The organism is Ruegeria sp. BHSA191 (assembly GCF_059613325.1).
Window position 1 is genome coordinate 1 of the sequence record NZ_JBXWSH010000010.1, and the last position, 18589, is coordinate 18589.

An 18589-nucleotide genomic window follows, 5' to 3' on the forward strand; every position below is an offset into this window, starting at 1 on the left:
ATCCTATCGTCGTGACTTCCATGGTGGGGCTCCTTTCCTTGCAGAAGATGTCTTCTGCAGTTTGCCGCAAAGCGCGACGGTTGGCTGCAGACGCCATCCACCCCATCCGCATATGAGACGCTCGAAATCGACGCGGAGAAGGTCCGGTTTGGATTTCGGCCATTTTGACTATTTTGAACGGCCGCTTTCCGGAAATCGCGCTGTGGTGCGGCGATAAGCTACGAAATTCGGCCGTCGCGCGGAGGCCGATTTTGCCGCATCTGCGACCGGCGGAAATGTCCGCAATTCGGACATTGATCGATTTTCCCCAAATAACCGCTCTGCGGGACTGAGCTGCCCTTCACATCCGACGATCGAACGTCCGCCTTTGCGTAGTTGCCACTATCGGCTGCCAACCCGTCACGACACGTCGTGTTCAAGCACTCTTAACCGGTTGATGCCATGTGCAGACAAGCGCCGAACCAGATCCTTCGTTGGGACGGCCTGAACGGCGATGCCTGATCCCACGGCCATCGCCGCTGCTGTCCCGGTGGCTTGCCCCATCGCCATGCATTGCGGCATGCCACGCACGGAGGCGAATGCAACCGCGTCTGCTGACAGGATCCGCCCCGCAAACATGAGGTTCGTGATCTCTTCAGGTACCAGCGACCGGAATGGAATTGTATAGTACTGCCCGGATTGGATGGCGGCGTGATGGGTCATGTCGCCCTCAGCACGCATCACATCATCGATAGGGTTGTCACAGGCCACAATCCCATCCCCGAACTTGGTCGCAGATGCCAAGTCCTTTCCTGTCAAGCGATACATGCCTTGCAATTTGCGCGTCTCGCGCACGCCAACCGTTGGTGAAAGCATGGCCATATGCGCCCGCTCAAAGCCTGGGACGTCAGTACTCAGGAACGCAGCCAATTGGCGGCACCTGCGGCGCCCCTCTTGGGTGGCAGCACTCACGGCCAGAGGATCCGTGCCGTCTACCCCACGGACGTGGACAGAATTACAAAAGACCGTACCCTCATGAAAGCCACGCATGAGGTACAGCTTCCTAAGATCGCTGTGCAACCTGCCATCTGCGACACCAATCGCTGCGTATTTCTGGAAATACGGGTCCGGATCGGCGAAAGCGCAGTCCCAGTCCACACCAATCATGAAGAAAGAAATCGTCACCGCCATCATGTTGCCGGACGCATCGCCAAGAACGTAGGGCACTCCAGCCTTGGCTGAGATGTCGCCGTCACCCGAGCAATCGATCACGATCTTCGGCTGAATTTTGAAAGGCCCCTGTCGGTCACAGCACGAGACTGATGCAATTGTGGTGCCTTTCATCTCGGGTTCGAGCGCGATGGCCCCTAGCCTGATACGCACGCCCGCTTCTTCGAGCATCTCAAACATCGTGAGCGTCGCCACATCATGGTCGTAGATGATTTCAGGCCCGAAATTGTCGAGCGTGCAAGCCCGCTTCTCGGCGGCTGGCGGGTCCATCGATGCGAGACGCTCTGTGAGTTCCTCAATGATCCCGCCGATAATTTGATCCATCGGATAGGCACCGCCCCAGGGCATACCAGGGCAGAACGCCATAACGCCGCCGATCTTGCTGGTCGCTTCCAGCAAAGTGACCTTAAGCCCTTCGCGCCCCGCAGCGATCGCAGCCCCGAATCCGGCTGTACCGCCGCCAATAACGAGGACGTCAGTGTGTTCTGTCTTCATCGCTGTCTGGCATCCCTAGTGTTGAAGAAACCGTCCGTTCCGAAACGACGCTGATCCTGCAAAATCAATTCGTCAAGACAAGAAAGCCGCCGTTGGTGCAACGCGCAGCATCGGTCACTTTGGGCTCGAAGCCGTCTTCCGAGTTTACTTGATTAACGTCAGCTTTCGGGCCATTTGCAGACACTGATTCCCATGCGGTTTGGATCGTGAGGTCACGCATTTTGCGGAAATGTCACACCTTTTCGCCTCGGTGTGTTTAGAGTCAATAGCTTAGCCTTGGTACTTGTCACGCTTTCCGGGGCTGTGACCACATACTTCCAAACTCTGAACCGTCAGATTCTCAATTGTAGAAGCGGACCGAACTTCCTCGTGCCGCAGTGAGCAATTGAGGTTGGTATGACCAAGTTGACACAAGATCAGCTGGCGGAGCGGTGGCACATGTCGCCGCGGACGCTGGAGCAGTGGCGCTGGCTCGGAAAGGGCCCCAGGTTTTTGAAGATCGGCGCGCGCGTTTTATACGATGAAGACGTGATCGAAGCCTTTGAGGAGGCGCAGGTCTGCCAGAATACATGCGGACCGATTTCCGGGGAGGGTGTGTAATGGCAAAGTCCTTCCCCTCACACAAAGTCAAATCGCACCTTGTCTACACAGTCTGGGAGGTGGCGGACGTTTTGGGCTGTCATCGCCAGACCGTCATTCGCTGGATTGGGAACAACGGACTTGCGGCTGATACCAGCAGCAAGCCTTGGCTGATCGAAGGACATGTGCTCAAGGACTTCCTCGGACAAAGACAACGCAAGGCGCGGTGCAAGTTGGCATTGCATCACTGCTACTGCCTCAGCTGCAGAGGTCCGCGCGAACCCGACGGCAAGATCGCTGACTATGTTCAGGAAACAGCTTCCAGCGGCCGCCTAACCGCCCTCTGTCCGACGTGTGGTGCGGTCATGAACAAGATCATTCGCCGTTCAGATCTGGAAGCCATTCAGGCCAAACTGGAGGTCACACTTCAACAAGCCTCCCCAAGATTAGTGTCCTGTACCGAACCCCATTCAAAAGTGACCTTGAAAGAGGAGCCAGAGACCCATGCCAAAACACACCTCGGATAACCTGCGCATCAAGCGCAAACACCTTGTCTGGCTGAAGGACGCAAAGGGGCTGTCGCAATCTTCGATCGACAAAGCCGCAGCATCGATTGCCATCTATGATAAATGGCTCAAAGGTAAGGACTACCGGGCGTTCCATTCAGAAAGGGCGCGCGCGTTCAAACGCCATCTGCAAGGTCTGCGCAATGAACGAACGGGCGCGCCACTGTCGGCAGCTACGATCAACGGAGTGTTGCGCGATGTCATGAAGCTTTTTGACTGGATGGCTGACCAACCGGGGTACAAGTCCAGGATCTCGCGCGCAGACATTGCCTATCTCACGCCGGATCGCAAATCGGAACAGGCCCGTCGCAGCACCCTGTGGAAGCCGCATCCGTCCCCTGAACAAGTAAACCACCTGTTGTCCATCATGCCTGCAGAAACAGTGATCCAGCGCCGTGACCGCGCCGTGATCGCCTTCCTTTTCTTGACCGGATCACGTGAAGGTGCCGCCATCACCATGCAGCTGCGTCATGTCGATCCAGCCAATAAATGCGTGCAGTTTGACGGCCGTTCCGTGGATACAAAGTTTGGAAAGTCCTTCACGACCAGTTTCTTTCCCTTCGGTGATGATGTCGAAAGGATTCTGCGAGACTGGATCACGGAGCTTCGCCAGGGCCATCTTTTCTCGGACACGGATCCTCTGTTCCCAAAGACGCGCGTCGCTGTTGGCCCGTCCAGACGCTTTGAGGCAGTAGGTATAGCGCGCGAGCCGTGGGTAGGCCCGTCGTCAGCGGCCCGGATCTTCAAGCAAGCTTTCGTCAACGCCGGGCTGCCACCGTTTTCGCCGCACCGCGTTCGAGATACGATCGCAGAGCTAGCAAAACTTCACTGCAGGACACCAGAGGACTATAAAGCCTGGTCGCAGAACATGGGACACGACGACGTGATGACGACGTTCAGCTCCTATGGTTCTGTTTCACCTGGCCGCCAGGTCGAACTGATGGGGCGGTTTCGCCGCCGTGGACCGTTGCCAGACGAGGACGCGGTTATTGATGAATGATCAGCTCCGGTGGCGCACCCGAACGACCACGCGCTCGGGAGCAAGCCGGTATCCGTTCCAAGAGAGGTTTTCGATCAACTCTTGGGGCTTTTCAACTGACAGACCAGCAGACTCGAATCTCTTTGCAATCGTCCTTCGCGCGGTCAGTATTCTCCGCCTAACGACTTCGTCGGTTTCAACGCCCAATTTTTTGACGAGGTCGCCAGACTTCAAGCAGGGATACTCCAAAGGTTCGAGACCTTTGCCTGCCGCACGGAGCCACTCTTCAGCCAAAACGATCAACAGATCCGCTGTGGCGTTTTTCTTGAGCTCAATATGTTCGCCGATCAGAACCAAACGTGAGGTTTTGTTGATTTCTATAGTCAGCGGTGGTTGCTCATTCTCGTTTTGTTCAACTGACGCAGCAGGCACTGCCGGCATGGTTAAACCGCTCTGCATCTCACCATATAGACTTGGCAAACTCTGTTCAGGGAACTCACCGGGTGACTTGCTTTCGAGAGTTCTGCGCATGACAGATGTGACCGCCTTGCCGTGGCGGTTAAGCAAATCTGCGATCATCGACATTGCGGTGTCTGGTGGACTTTCGAGATGATTAACCGCATCCAGAACAACCGGGAAACTCCGGGCCAGTGCATTTGGTGTGGCGTTCCCGAAGAACACTGCATTGCGTACGTAGGACAACGCGATCTCACGGTCGGTCCCGTTCGGTCGAGCGCCCGACATAAGGTCCACGCGATAGGCATCTTCCGGGTCAAATCGCTCCAACCCCTTTGAAAGCATCGCGAACCGCCGATCGATACACTGCGAACAGCGCCCACAATGGAAGTATTGATGGGTTTGATTATGCACATCAGCGCAACTACGCGTCTCAACAATCTGGTCTGCCATGCCAAGATGGGAGATACGTTCCACAACGTCTGCTTTTGTTCGAGCAAAGAATGGATTGTCGACCCGCATGTCATTTTCAAAAACAAGCCGCAGAAGACCGGTGAACAGCTTCAGTGTCTTTGGGTGCGTGGTTCGCGTCGCTCGTGTTCCAACGACGTTGCCAACCGGCGGTAGGTTGAGGCTCACGACCCCGTTTTCATGGAACGACACGCGGTCCAGTCCGAAGGCCGTTGCAGTGATCGACCCAAGTACCGCAAACAAGAATGAGCGTGTGCGATGCGTTCTTTCGGCGGTCGATCGGCTCTTCAACTGGGCGGTCATGGGAATGTGACGGCACGTTTCCGGTCCGTACCGTTTGCTCAAGGCTGAGATCAGCCGTTTCTGAACCGGCGCTATTTTCGTGGACGAGGCATGACTGACCAAAGCAACCCGATGCTTCTGTTCTACGATTTCTTCCACAGCGCCCGCAAAGGAATCGAGCCCGCCGGAAAACATCAGGACGCGGTGGGGCTTCCATGAACTATTTCGGCCGAATTTGAAAAAGCGCGATCGCTCTGCATCCGGTTCGTCTTTGGTCGAAAAAGAAAATTCAAAGCGGTCGCCGGATAGAAACATCAACGTTTCTTCCAGAGCCTGTATTACGCTCTCACGTTGCCAGAAATCCAGATCGCGTACCGGCATGGTGGCTACGAATCGTCTGTGCCACTTCTCACCCATCTTCTGATCCGCCGGGCCACCACGGCTGACTGCCGCGTCCGCGCAATAGACAAGCGCGGCAATCTCCAGCAAATCGAGTGCACGATCCTGCAGGCCCTCGACCAATTGACGGTTCAATTGTCCAATCCGCAGCGTCATTGCGACTTCGCGGCCAGCAATGTCGAGACGCAGGACTTCATCACCGCCGCTTTTTGTCAGGGGCGGCAACCATCTGACTTCAACTTCAGACAACAGCGCGACGGCGCCCAAACTCCGAGCGCATCTTTTTGAACGCGTAAGCTGTGAACTTGTCTATTGAATCGCGATCAAGCGCCTGCTTCTGCCAGACGGTTTTGCCATACCAGCCGCCCGCATATTCTTCGACAATTCTAGACACTTCAAATGTGTGGTGGGCGAGGGCTTGTTGAAATGCCACTCGCTGTGCATCGGTGGAAAAGCGTCGATCCTCGCCAGTGTGATTGGCGAGTTCCCGGCTCAGATAGTAGTCTAGCGAACGGTATGTCAACCGGGCAAAGAAATCCCGCGAGAGTCTCGCAAATGCATCGCCCGAGGCGAAGCTCGCGAGTGCTTGGCGAATTTCTTGCGGTGTCGGTTCAAACAGGGATGGCAACCGGTCGTGCAGCTGAACGGAAAGGCTTTCCAAGAGCGCGACCTTCGCCAATTCTCCTGTATCTGAGGAACTTCGGAGATCGAAGCTGTTGCGATCAATGGCACGATCCAACCCGGCGAGCAGCCCTGTCACAGAGGCAAGCTCCGATCCGTCGACACCAAGATCAGCCAGAGCGTCTTCGAAGCCAGGAGCCCTCGCAAGCAAAGGCAACCTCACCAGCAAATAGCTTACAAACTGAAACCTAGGGTCACGACTCGCGCGCGAGAGATCTTTTTCGGATGCATCAGCCGCCGCCTCGGCGATCTCTTCTACCGACGCATCGGTTGCGATCAAATCAACGACCTCGCGCCACTTCCTGGACCGAGGCAAAGTGCCAAGCCTGATGTGTCCCATCAGTTCCTCCCTTGTCTGCAGAATCATGCAACCCTCGGGCGAATGTAAAGGGAAAAATCGGCATCTACGCTTACCCTACGCTTACCCGAAGCGAGTGCCAGGCATGAGATCGCCTCGTAAGCCTTTGAAAAAAGTGGTGCCCCCACACGGATTTATTGACCGCCAGAATAACCCATAAGAAGTTGATTTAAAGTCGAAAAATATCTGAGAACCCAGCAGTGTGGCACTTTTTGTGGCACCAATAGGTCCAAGCCCGCACATTCGGCCTATTATGGGTTATCCAGAAAACAACTGTCCCCGAGACACAGCCCGTACTGGTAAGCTGTACGCCCCCTGCATCCACAGGTGCTGGCAACTCTAGCTATTCGCGCTGCCCTTGGGTAACGGCAAGAAGCAGACTTGCACGACCACAACCTATACGCTAGCCAAATTGCATTAGGTGTTTACGAAGGCTGAAAATGCGAAAATCACATCCTGCCTGGTACAGCGTTGGTTTCTTTGTAGTTCCATTTATGGTTCTGGCACTCGGCTACCTGAACATTCACCCTGAACTCTACCGTCAAATACCAGCTCGCTTCGGAACAGACCGAGATGCCTCCTTCGCCGGAATTGGCTGGGATGAGGAGGAAGCGAAAGACCCACCACTGGAGTATGTCTCTGACTCGTTCAAAGGGCTATTTTTGACCACCGAACAACCAATCGTAACGAGTTTTTGGAGCCTTTGGAATAGACCGGCCTCTGAGGTTGTTTACGAGTGGAGATACAAAGTCAAAAATCTTACGGATAACGAGCTTCGGATTTCCGTATCCTATGAACTCCTTGGAGATGGTGGCTACGTGATCGCTCGCTCTGACGGCTACGAGGTTGCCGAGGCTGGTGAGACCGTAGAGATAGTCCAGCAGGAGAAAATCGACTATCTCGACGCTCGACTGGTCAGAGATCGGAGCTGGAGCATCGGCCATAGGCCCACTCGATAGTGGAGCCATTCTGGTTCTTTGTCGTATCTGCAGTTAACTACAACGTTTCCACGAAATCAGCTTTCGACAAATAATTGCAGTGCAGCGGTATGTAAATCAGCACCTTACGTTGCTTCCTTTTCTCGCTAGGATCGCATTCCAGTTTCATTCAGTTCGCCATGCCATTCACTCCCCAACAGCTATCCATTTTATTGTCCGGAATTGAACGTGCGCTTACTTCGACGAGGCTCACGAAATGGGAAAGGGACTTCCTACGGTCTGTTCAGCAGAAACTGAACTCCCATGGTGAACAAACTCGGCTGTCCACGAAACAGTACAGAGTGCTAATGAGATTGATACCTGCTGAGCGAGAAACGGCGAAGGTTGTCGACTTCCAAAGGGAAAAAAACAGTAGAACTGCCAAGTCATCAACTACATCACGGCACAGGCCCTATTCGCTAACTAGGCACAATTATAGGACCTTCAATCGTCGTGCCATGAGGCTATTTCTTCTTTCCGCTGCGGGACTGGCTCTACTCGCCTTCTTCGTGGCAAGCGACCTAACTCCGTATCAGGCAATAGATACTCCCGAAGAGAGTCCGTCGACTGCAGTCCTGCGTTCGGGCGATTTGCGCGTGATTGATGGAGACACAGTCCGCGTGAAAGGTATTTCGCGCAACGTTCGTCTAGTTGGCTTCAATTCACCCGAGGTCTTTTCACCAGATTGCGCTGAAGAAAAGCGTCTTGGGGAACGTGCAACAAGCCGCCTAAAGGCTCTTCTCCGCTCCGCAAAATCGCTGCGGCTGGAGTACGTTCGGTGTGCTTGCAAGCCTGGCACTGAAGGCACTCAAGCCTGCAACTACGGCAGGCTTTGTGGCCGTCTATACGTAAACGAAAAGGATGTGGGGGATACCCTCATTGCAGAAGGTCTAGCAGCACCTTATCGCTGCGGCAGATTTAGCTGTCCACGCCCTCCAGGAAATTGGTGCGGATAGCGAACCAATACCACCCGTTCGTCGGACAAGTTCAGCAATACTGGTTTCTTGATGAAACCCAACAAACCATCGGAGATTGAGTTGCCTAGTTGGATTTTCCAGTGCAATCCGGATCAATACGATATTGACGGTCTATTGGCTTCCGAAGCTCGAGAAGTTCTCTTTGCTGCAAGACAGAATTCAAGCCGTATGCTGCGAGGGGACACTGTTTTCATCTGGCGAGCAAAGGGAAAACAAAATGCGTCATCTGGAATTGTAGCTCGCGGACACCTGCTAGATACCCCAAGAGAACGGATTGACGACAGCCCAGGAAGCACATTCTGGACAAATCCATCGGATGCAAACACCCGCCAAATGCGGGTCAGGCTCCATGTTAGCCAGGTCGCCAATAAGAAAGAAATTATCCAACGGGACTGGCTGTTAGTTGATCCAGTCCTTAAAGATTTGTCCATTTTGAAAATGGCAAACAAGACCAACTTTCCAGTCGAAGGAGACCAACTGAAACGCATTGAAGAACTGTGGGAAAATACAGGCAACCCCTGGAGTAGGGCCCAATCCGTAGCGGCACTATACGTCTACCACCAAACCTATGGAGGAAGCCTATCGCTGCGTCCAGATGCTCCAATTGCCAAGACTGCCACGTTGACTGGCCGAGCAGTTAAGGGTTTCTACAACAAGGTTCTCAACTTCCGCCACATAGACCCTAGAGATAAACGAGCTGGGTTCTCCGGCGCGGGAGAAACCGACAGGGAGGTTTGGAGAGAGTTCTATGATCCAACAACCGAAGAGATAAAAGCTGAGGAATTAGAACTTGAGTTTCGTCGGCTTTGGTACGGTGCCGAAATCGGCAACACTTCGTCAGGAACAAGGCCTACCTCGCAGCAACCAGAGCCATCGTCCACAGAGCTACTTCGCAAATATCGCCCCGGCCCCACTCCACAACCAGGTGAATACTCTGTCACCAACACCGAACACGACAATTGGTTCGTCTATGTTCTGAAACTAGGCAATAGGAAGGTTGCTAAAGTTGGCTTCTCACATGACCCAAAGAAAAGGCTGAAGCAATATAACCTCGCAATCATGCCGGAAATCACTGGGCTTAAGTGGTCATTGGCGTTTACCCATAGAGTGGAAGACGCTGAAAAAGCAAAAAATGTTGAACAAACGGTTCTCAGCGCCTTCTCAGGCAACCGGCTTCCAAGCAATGGTGAAATACTACGCGACGTAGATACGTTGGAAGTTCAGCTAGCTATCATCCAAGCTGCAAAGGAAGTTTTATGAGCTTCCACCCCCTAGCATGGCAAATCGCTAGAAATAGGAATGCAGGAAATGCGTATCAAACTGTTTCACGTCAGCTACTTTCTAGTGGGACCGTAAGCATTTCCTGCAAAGCTCACCTAGTCGACCGCCAACCGCTTTCTAACCTGCGGCCACGTCTAGTTCCTTATTGGTTTAGAAAGCGTCACAAAAAGCAGGGCAGCTCCCTCACGATCCGATAGACAGACCGTTCCGAAATTCCCAGGCACCGGGCGATTTCGCGTTTGCTACTGCCCTCAGCGAGTAGTTGCACAACCTCTGCGGCCTTAGCCTTTGCTGTGGGCTTCCTGCCCTTGTACTTGCCCATCGCCTTGGCCTTGGCGATGCCTTCCCTCTGACGTTCCAGCATCATTTCACGTTCGAACTGAGCCACAGAACCCAGAACGTTCAACATCAGCTTTCCGGTGGCGTTGGAGGTATCCAGGCCAAGGTTCAGAACTCGGAGGTCAACTCTTCTGCTCTCCAGGTCTTCAACGATTTCCCCCAGATGCTTCACGGATCGGGCCAGACGATCCAGCTTGGCGACGACTAGGGTATCCCCTTCCCTGCAGAACTCCATAGCGGTCCTGAGCGCCTCTCTGGGGGCCACTGAGCTTACCTGCTCCTCATAGACTCGCTCACAACCAACTGCTCTCAGTGACTCTCTCTGAGCCTCCAGCGATGTTTTCTGTTCCAGCGTCGATGTACGTGCATATCCGATCAGCATGTGACGATCCTCTTGTCTGCCAATGATGTTTAAGAAGTTGCGGCAGGGTGTCTGCCAAAAGCCGAAACCGACTTCATAGACAGACATTTGCGCCACGCTCTGAGGCTGACACATGGGCAAGGTCTATTGGCAGGGTGCAAAAGCCTTTGGGCGCTGGGCGTGGCAGTCTTGAAAGAGCCTTATTCAGATTTCAGAGGGGGCCGGGGGTTCAGAAAACCGACTTCAAAAAACAGGGGGTTTTTAGTTTGTAATTGTTGTTGGTTTGATTAGGTGACTTGCGTGTGCGCCCATGATCGAAAATTCTATGCAAACACCAATTTTAGCAAGATTAGCCGCCCCTGTATCTAGCAGATGGGTTTCTATAAAATGGTTCGCTAGTATCTGCGAGTTGTCCAAACCAGCCATAGAAACGGTAACTCGACACGTTCAGATGGAACAAACTTGCTGACTCGGCCCAGACCCGCCGTTTGCTACAGCTTGATGATGCTGCGGCGCAGCCCGTCAAACCTGTCGTTCGCAGCATTCGCGTATTGAATGGGTAACCTTGATGTTGCGTCCGATGGATGCATCGGTATCAATCGTTTGGTATTTTGAGGTGCGAACAATGCTCGCTGACTTGCTCGATTTCTATGAACGATATCCGGATATTCTGCTCTACCTGAAGGGTATTGATCGGGCGTCACTAAAACCCGACCTTATCGAATCGCTTGATTTTCACGGTAAGCGGCAACGTCAAATTTTCGATATCGCACAGTTCTACCAGATCGACGAACGCGCGGAGAAAATGCTGCACGCCCTCTCAGCACAAATGCAAGAGGACGGTCTGGACAGTTTATTTAGCAACGTTCGTCTACCGTTCCCGGCGATGTTTTTGACTGTGCCAAAACCAAAGGTCGGCATGTGGCCAGCAGCCCTAATCACCCAAGATGACAACGTACTCTACAGCCAGGTTTACCTCGCGAATAATAACGGCTTGTTCCCAAACCTGCTGATATTCAAATCACAGGGAGCGTCGGTAGAGGTTCTTCACTCACCTTCCCTCGCTTTGTCTCAGGCTATCGGAGAAGAAGTTACCGAAGAAGCAGCAATCAAACAGGAAAAGTCGCTCTGTTTTAACTTCCTCGCAATAGCGGTGGGCATGTCGGTCCTTTTTGAACACAAGGCCATGCTGGAAAAAGAGGAAGTGCCCGCATACCCGAGGGCCGAACGGCGAAGAGCGCAGAAATCTGGGCGAACACTGCCCAACAAGTCCATAATCAGGGTTAAGCTGGGCGAACTAGGCAGGCATCAGCTTGAAGCTACCAGCGACAAGCACGAGGCATACAAAGAGATCAGCCCTAAGCGCCGCGCTCACTGGGTGCAGGGCCACTTTATGCGCAATCGATCCGGCGGCATCAGCTGGAGAAATCCTCACATTCGAGGTGCTGGCCCTCTTCTCGTACAAGAGCGGCACATCTCGTCTATTGAAGAATAGAGGGAGGTAATCATTCAAAATCATTGTTGGTTTGGAGTCCGGCCCATAGCCGCCGTCTGCAAACCAACTTCAGCGCTGTGTTGCTTCGCGTAAAGTGGACGTTCGTTGCAGCGATGGCCAAAATATGCTGGATGGTGACCAAGCTACACGAAAGCACTTTTATGACGAGAGAATTACCCTGGGAACCAAGCAACCCAATTGAAGTTTCCCCATTAGAATACGAAAAGCAGGTCGTTTCATGGCTCAGGGCCGCTGAAGGGGAACTCAAGAGCTTTTCCGTTCAACACCTCGAGACGGTGCCTGGAAGCGCGGGCGAATACGTCATCGATGCTGTGGCGAGGTTCAATGTTTTTGCCGGTGCCGAGATAACAGTGCTGGTGGAATGCAAAAAACTAAAGCGTTCAGTGGAACGTGATGTGGTCATGATCCTTAGAAGCAAATTGATTGAGACTGGCTCGCAAAAAGGTATCATCTTCTCGACATCTGGGTTTCAGCGTGGCGCTATCGAGTATGCTGCAGAGCATGGAATCGCGCTGATAACGTTCGTCGATGGAGTACACACCTACGTTACGAGGAGTTCAGAAGATGTCCCGCGCTCGTATCTTCCTGCTGATCTGCCAAAATATGCAGGTTTTTGGCCGACCCCAACGGCTACGGGGCTAAGCGTCTCTACGATTTCATCAACAAGCGTTGAAAAGCTTAACCTATGGTTGGCTCACTAAGCGCTGCTCTTGACGGCCCTTAGCTGCCGTTAGGCAACTCGCCAACAAGTGTCCGCTCTATTTTCTACAATATGCATAGTGCCCTAATCCCTCCCTTGTCACGGAACCATGGCCAATCTATCCCTGTTACGGTCGTGCATTTTTTTGAGTTTTAGATGCAATTCATTTCCAATGGTCCAGACATCCCAGAAGCCCTTTTGGAAGCCCATGAAGATGGAAAAGTGGTTTTCTTCTGTGGCGCTGGAATTTCCTACCCCGCAAAACTGCCAACCTTCTATGGTTTGGTAAAAGCCGTGTATAATGAGCTCGGAGAAGAATTGGGTGGCGCTGAAGCCGAAGCATTCAAAGCTTATAAGTACGACACAACTTTGGGCCTCTTGGAGCAACGGCTCCCGAACGGTAGACAGATAGTGCGTGAAGCGATTGCAAGTGCGCTCCAACCGAATTTAACTGGAAAAAAATCGACGCAGACCCATGAGGCGCTCCTTCGGCTTGGAAAGACACGATCAGGAGCCACTCGCCTCATTACAACAAACTTTGATCGGGTTTTTGAAGAAGTCATTGAGACGAAAAGTCCCCAAACACCAACCCACGCGGCCCCGCTGTTACCGGTTCCAAAGAACAGGTGGGATGGGTTAATTTACCTTCACGGCCTTTTGGACGGTACTGGCTCCGAAACGAACCTGAACAGCTTGGTTGCTACAAGTGGTGACTTTGGTTTGGCCTACCTTGTAGAGAGATGGGCCGCGCGCTTTGTTACTGAACTGTTTCGAAACTACACGGTCTGTTTCGTAGGTTACAGCATCAACGATCCCATTCTCCGTTACATGATGGACGCTTTGGCTGCCGACAAGATGATGGGTGAGAATACACCGGCTGCATATGCATTTGGCAACTATGCAAGAGGTAAAAGAGATCAAGCTAAGGCAGAGTGGGATACAAAGCACGTTGTCCCCATTCTTTATAAAAACCATAAATATCATTACTATTTGCATGAAACGCTTCGTGTTTGGGCAAATAGTTACCGAGATGGCGTAAATGCAAAGTCGGCTATCGTCGCGCGCCATGCATACCACAAACCAAGTGGAAGCACGGCACAGGATGATTTCGTAAAACGGATGGTTTGGGCACTGAGCGATCCAACCGGTCTGCCCGCGAAGCACTTTTCTCAACTCGATCCTGTTCCGCCAGTCGAATGGTTGGATGAGTTCACCAAACCGAGATTTGGCATCGATGATCTCCCTCGATTTGGTGTGCCAAGGAGTGATCTCTTCAACACAAGTCATAACCCGGAGTTCAAATTTAGCCTTATATCCAGACCCACTCCATCCCATCTGGCTCCTCAAATGTCGCTCGTTGACCTCAATGCAGGGCATGGTTCCGATTGGGACAAGTCAATGGATGCGTTGGCAAAGTGGTTGGCAAGACACCTGGAAAGGAGCGAAGCCCTATTCTGGGTTGTTGGGCAAGGCAGCAATCTTAATCCCCGTTTTGAATGGCACCTTCGGAGAGCTTTAGAGGATGCAGAGCACCTTAACCCGACCATGCGAAAGCTTTGGGAGTTTGTGGTTTCTGGGTACGCCAGTTCACGCCACTACATTGGCGGGCTCTACGGGTGGGAAAAGCGCTTCGTGACACACGGGGACACACCAGTTGTAAGGCGAGAGTTCAAAGATGCACTGCGCCCCTCACTTAAGATATCACGCCCATATTCTTTCGGAACAGATAGTTCCAGCGATAAAAGCAAAAGGATTTCATCGATTGCCAACGTCGAAGTGGCGTTGGCATCCAATCACGTTCACTCGGCATATAAGACCATTCAGAAAACCGAACAGTTCGAAGGTTTCTTAGCAAACAGTCTGACCGACATGTCAGAGTTGTTGTCAGAAACGCTAGGGCTGATGTGCGAAGCCGAGATATCATCCGAGCTTAGAGACTACAGCTACATACAACTTCCATCGATTTCAGACCATGACCAGAACAAGGATTACCACGACTGGACACTCTTGGTGACCTTGTGTCGCGACGCGTGGCTGGCGGCCGCAGATCGCAACAGCGAAAACGCAAAAGCTATGCTAACGATCTGGGCGAATTCCAAGCATCCCATTTTTCGAAGGCTGGTATTTTTCGCGTTGACGCAGAGGCCGGACCTCGTTTCGTTTGACACATCGATGGGGTGGCTATTAGCAGACGACGGGCGTTGGCTTTGGTCGACCTCAACAATGCGAGAGGTTATGCGCTTACTGGTTGCGTTCGGTCCGGTTTTGACTGCTGAGCATATGCAAAGGCTCCAGGAGTCAGTAGTCGAAGGACCTCCTCGAGCGCGGTTCAGAGACGATATTAGCGATGACGAGTTCGAACGCTTTTCAGATCGAATGCGCTGGTTGAGATTGAAAAAGCTCTTTTCAAAGGGAGGAGCCGCAACGGGAATCGCGAACGCTTTCATAGCATCGGTGGAAGAACGCTATCCCGAATGGCAATTGGCGCCCGATGACCGTGATGAATTCCCAATGTGGAGTTCTAACGGTGAAGAGCAACCGATTGAACAATCACCTAAGAACGTAAAGAAGCTGGTTGAGTGGCTTCGGAACAACCCTTCGACTGAAGGTGTCTTTTTTGGTGATAACTGGAGTGAAAGGTGCCGGGATGACTTTAGGCGATCGTTCTTTGCCTTAAGGAAACTGGCAAGCGAAGAGGTGTGGCTTCCTCAACGTTGGGCTGAGGCCTTGTACGCCTGGTCTAGTGACGGGCTTCGCGACCGTTCATGGAAGCATGTTTCTTCCGTAATTGTAGACATGCCGGAGGAGTACTTCGTTGATGCTTTGCATGCGATCTCCTGGTGGGTAAGTCGGATATCAAGAAACGTTGGAGAGTATGAAGAGGCGTTCTTCACTCTCGTTGATCGAATAATGGAAACCGGTGCGAAAAACGTCGAAGTCTCCGACGATATTTCGCTCAATCATGCCATAAATCATCCGGTTGGCCATGCCGCAAGCTCACTCTTAAACTGGTGGCTTGCAACGGAACCGGAAGATGATCAGGGACTCCCGGATGACCTGAAGAGTCGATTTGCGCTGATGAGCAATGCAGATAATCAGCCGCTTTGGATAGGCTCGGTTATTCTCGCACAACAAATCATCCCGCTACTGCGGGTGGATGGAGATTGGACTAAACAGCATTTGATTCCAGCGTTTGAGTGGGATGCGGATGTTACAAAAGCCGCTGCGATGTGGGACAGTTTTTTGCATGCGCCGAGAATATATCTACCATTGCTCGAATTACTCAAATCGCCATTTTTGGCAGTCCCAGACCACATTGATGTTTTGGAAAACCAGTGCATGGAGCAGTATACTAGGTTTATTACCTACATTGCCTTAGGCGAAGCTTCGATTTTTAGCTCCAAGGAACTGCGGGACGTATTTGGCAACCTTCCTGCTGAGTACCTTAATACTGTAGCGGAGACACTGTTCAGAGCCTTGCAGGGTGCAGGGGAACAACAAGAACAATACCTACAGAACCGGGTTATACCCTTCGTTAAGAACTTTTGGCCCAACAAGCCAGAAGCTCGCACTCAAATAACGTTTCGGAACTTTGCGCAGATGGTAGCAGTATCTCGGAAGGGCTTCGAAGACGCGTTCGCTTGTTTCAAAAAACACCTGGGACCGACAACGGATTTTGGCTATCTGCTCCATCTTTTAGGGGATGGTGAACTGGCCGCTGACCATCCCAACGAAATATTGGCGCTACTGAGTGCTACAATCCCTCTGGATGTTCCCTACTTGTTCGGTGACTTGGGTTCCTTATTGGACATTATACAGGGAGCCAATCCTGCCCTATCAAATGACCCTCACTTCACTCGGCTCACTGTCCTTTCGCAGCAACACGAAGACTAGAGCGCAGGAAAGCAGAAAATCGGAGCGATCGCAGCGAAGGTCCGTACCCTGCCCTTACGCTTCCAAGTAATGCCTCCGATACTTCCCTAGGTATCCCATGGGAATGGCTGAAGACCTCTCCATGGAAGTTCTATTCTTCAAGGGGATGTTCCCCCCATTGATGAGGATACAGCTATAGAATTACCATAGCACAGCTATAGGATGCCTATGGAACACCTATGGAAGAGCTATAGCCGTCACCTATTTGTTGACGCCTGAACTGGACTTTAGCCGAGGGACGAAACCAAGGCGCTCATTTTAGGCTTCCTCAAGGACAGATATGGCAGTGTACTGGTGTCTTTGCTTCACAATCAGACTGTCATGAACAGGAAGGAACGGAACACCAAACCGTTCTGACAGCCTCTGCATCGCCAGCAGAAAACACTCTGCCTCCTCATACTGCAAGACAGCCCAATCAAGATTGCCCGATTCCAGACAGTTCAAGATCGGATGCTTTTGGGCAACGCTGCTTACTACCTGTTTTAGCTTGTAGAGGTCCCTTGGGTGATACCCGTGTTGGGCTATAGACTTATTGTCGAAAGATCGGGGCCATCGTTTCGGGCAGAAAAAGTCGAAGTTAGCTGGTCAACGGCTTGGCGAAGGAACTTCAACAAACCAGACAGGCCCTGAACCTGAGGGAAGTTCCACATCGCTAGGAAGAGCATAAACATTGGCGTCTGGGAAGCTACTGAGGCACTGCAACGCCAGAGTGACCGATGGGGCATCTATATACCCGATCAAAGCATCGGGTTCCTCCCGATTTGCCGCAATACTGAAAGACCATTTTCCCATGGGTTCAGATTAACCAACCATAGTTTACAATTAGTTAACTCCCTTACTGGCAACCTATTAACCCCTGGTTCCGAAAGCCATATTACCAATCTCTTTCGGAACTTCTTGGATATCGGATCAACTACGAGGCGCTTTGGGCAGTATTTCCCAGCAATGCCGTCAGAAACTGTTGCACACCGAGCAGCTAAATCAAAACAGTACGCTCACACTTCGAGCCGGAACGTGGAGAGCGACGGATAGAGTCTTTCAAAACACGCTATGGCTTGCACATCCAGTTTGCCCGTGACCGTCGGTCCACAAAGCGCCGAGGGAACCACAGAAAATAGCGAACTCTTGAGAGTTGCGGTCTTGATGGACCTGTCACGAATTTGTTCCGGTCCCGTTGCTCATTTAGGCGGCCTTTCGTTCAAAAGCTGAACCCAGTTTCCAAAGTTCTACCGTTAGACTGGTCTATAAAAGCGGTTCGGAAAATCAGCCTATAAAGGAAGAATAGCGGACCGACCAACGATGTCGAACGCATACTTCCCCTTTTGGCAACGCCAGTTGCACAGACGGTATTTCTCACCCTCACCCAAAGCTAGAAACGAATGGAGGTACCCAAATGGGTAAGCTCGTGACCGAAGTTTGTTTGCACTGCGGATGTGAATACTATCAGCGACGCAAAGACCAAAGATATTGCCAGGAAAAGTGTCGCAAAGCACACCACCAGTCCAAGTCTAGAAAGGAAAACCCAGTCAATGCTGCTTCTAGTCCGACCAAACGCAGACAGCAGATGGAGCTAATGAACAGCGCGATGCGCCATGCCGAAATCCTCTACTCGCTACCAGTCAACCAGAGGCTGGGCTACATGAAGGAGCTTATCGACCTCGCGCGAAATGGGAATCAAAAATTACGAAACATTCTGACAAACAAATACCTTCTTTGCGGCGGAAGCAGCGAACTTATGAACAAGCTGTGCCGCCAGTACTACGTATTCGCAAGCCCCTACCACTGCAGGGACCTAAGAACCGGCAAGTTAGTCTATGCTGGCTCTGACTTTGATCCGAAACTATTTTGGCGGCACACTCCAGAGTACCCCACAATCACCCAAGCTGCCGAGCTTTACTGCCAACGGTATTGGAACGCTTCGGTACATGCTGTGGTGACAGGACAAGCCCCAGAGCCCGAAACGGGGGAAATACAACAAGAACCAAAAACCTGCTTCGATCAAGCAGCCTAAAACGTCTTCACCAATATAT

Annotated in this window: 14 protein-coding genes; 10 read left to right on the plus strand and 4 right to left on the minus strand. The window is 52.1% G+C overall.

Annotated elements, in window-relative coordinates; translation table 11 throughout:
- Positions 1-399: 399 nt before the first annotated feature.
- Positions 400-1704 carry an FAD-dependent oxidoreductase gene (locus AC2FNS_RS11305; protein ID WP_496797649.1) on the minus strand — a complete coding sequence of 435 codons (1305 nt, stop codon included), beginning with the start codon at positions 1702-1704 and terminating at the stop codon, positions 400-402.
- Positions 1705-2100: 396 nt separating this feature from the next.
- Between AC2FNS_RS11305 and AC2FNS_RS11310 the strand changes: the two genes are divergently transcribed.
- Genes AC2FNS_RS11310 through AC2FNS_RS11320 form a run of 3 tightly spaced genes read left to right on the plus strand, consistent with a single transcriptional unit; the run spans position 2101 to position 3849 of the window.
- Positions 2101-2304: a helix-turn-helix domain-containing protein gene (locus tag AC2FNS_RS11310; RefSeq protein WP_496717090.1), complete on the plus strand. Its 204-nt coding sequence runs from the start codon at positions 2101-2103 to the stop codon at positions 2302-2304.
- Positions 2304-2810, plus strand: a complete 507-nt coding sequence (locus AC2FNS_RS11315) for a helix-turn-helix domain-containing protein (RefSeq protein ID WP_058272706.1) — start codon at positions 2304-2306, stop codon at positions 2808-2810. Before AC2FNS_RS11310 ends, AC2FNS_RS11315 begins: the two co-directional genes overlap by 1 nt.
- Positions 2788-3849: a tyrosine-type recombinase/integrase gene (locus AC2FNS_RS11320; protein WP_496797650.1), complete on the plus strand. Its 1062-nt coding sequence runs from the start codon at positions 2788-2790 to the stop codon at positions 3847-3849. The genes AC2FNS_RS11315 and AC2FNS_RS11320 overlap by 23 nt, the downstream gene beginning before the upstream one ends.
- Here AC2FNS_RS11320 and AC2FNS_RS11325 read toward each other — a convergent pair whose 3' ends face one another.
- Both AC2FNS_RS11325 and AC2FNS_RS11330 read right to left on the minus strand, forming a co-directional pair.
- The gene (locus AC2FNS_RS11325; protein ID WP_496748950.1) at positions 3850-5703 is read right to left on the minus strand and encodes a 7-cyano-7-deazaguanine synthase; all 1854 of its coding nucleotides are present in this window, start codon (positions 5701-5703) and stop codon (positions 3850-3852) included. It abuts the gene before it with no gap.
- Positions 5678-6484: a hypothetical protein gene (locus AC2FNS_RS11330; RefSeq protein ID WP_496794701.1), complete on the minus strand. Its 807-nt coding sequence runs from the start codon at positions 6482-6484 to the stop codon at positions 5678-5680. Before AC2FNS_RS11330 ends, AC2FNS_RS11325 begins: the two co-directional genes overlap by 26 nt.
- Before the next feature lie 431 nt (positions 6485-6915).
- On the opposite strand from AC2FNS_RS11330, the gene AC2FNS_RS11335 reads away from it, so the two are divergent.
- The 3 genes from AC2FNS_RS11335 (at position 6916) to AC2FNS_RS11345 (ending at position 9689) form a co-directional block, all read left to right on the plus strand.
- Positions 6916-7434, plus strand: coding sequence for a hypothetical protein (locus AC2FNS_RS11335; RefSeq protein ID WP_170582928.1), 519 nt, complete (start codon positions 6916-6918; stop codon positions 7432-7434).
- Between the two features lie 476 nt (positions 7435-7910).
- Positions 7911-8408, plus strand: coding sequence for a thermonuclease family protein (locus tag AC2FNS_RS11340; protein WP_170582927.1), 498 nt, complete (start codon positions 7911-7913; stop codon positions 8406-8408).
- A 51-nt stretch (positions 8409-8459) separates the two neighbouring features.
- Positions 8460-9689 (plus strand): EVE domain-containing protein, encoded by a 1230-nt coding sequence (locus AC2FNS_RS11345; protein WP_496803849.1) that lies wholly within the window; start codon positions 8460-8462, stop codon positions 9687-9689.
- Between the two features lie 181 nt (positions 9690-9870).
- On the opposite strand, the gene AC2FNS_RS11350 is transcribed toward AC2FNS_RS11345, so the two are convergent.
- Positions 9871-10431, minus strand: coding sequence for a recombinase family protein (locus AC2FNS_RS11350; RefSeq protein WP_496803850.1), 561 nt, complete (start codon positions 10429-10431; stop codon positions 9871-9873).
- Positions 10432-10990: 559 nt separating this feature from the next.
- On the opposite strand from AC2FNS_RS11350, the gene AC2FNS_RS11355 reads away from it, so the two are divergent.
- From AC2FNS_RS11355 to AC2FNS_RS11370, 4 genes are all read left to right on the plus strand, one after another.
- Positions 10991-11905: a hypothetical protein gene (locus AC2FNS_RS11355; protein ID WP_496803851.1), complete on the plus strand. Its 915-nt coding sequence runs from the start codon at positions 10991-10993 to the stop codon at positions 11903-11905.
- A gap of 131 nt (positions 11906-12036) precedes the next feature.
- Positions 12037-12627: a restriction endonuclease gene (locus AC2FNS_RS11360; protein ID WP_496803852.1), complete on the plus strand. Its 591-nt coding sequence runs from the start codon at positions 12037-12039 to the stop codon at positions 12625-12627.
- A 155-nt stretch (positions 12628-12782) separates the two neighbouring features.
- On the plus strand, positions 12783-16520 hold the full coding sequence (dsr1, locus tag AC2FNS_RS11365; RefSeq protein WP_496803853.1) for an anti-phage defense-associated sirtuin Dsr1: 3738 nt from the start codon (positions 12783-12785) through the stop codon (positions 16518-16520).
- Positions 16521-17952: 1432 nt separating this feature from the next.
- Positions 17953-18570, plus strand: a complete 618-nt coding sequence (locus AC2FNS_RS11370; protein WP_496803854.1) for a hypothetical protein — start codon at positions 17953-17955, stop codon at positions 18568-18570.
- Positions 18571-18589: the final 19 nt, after the last annotated feature.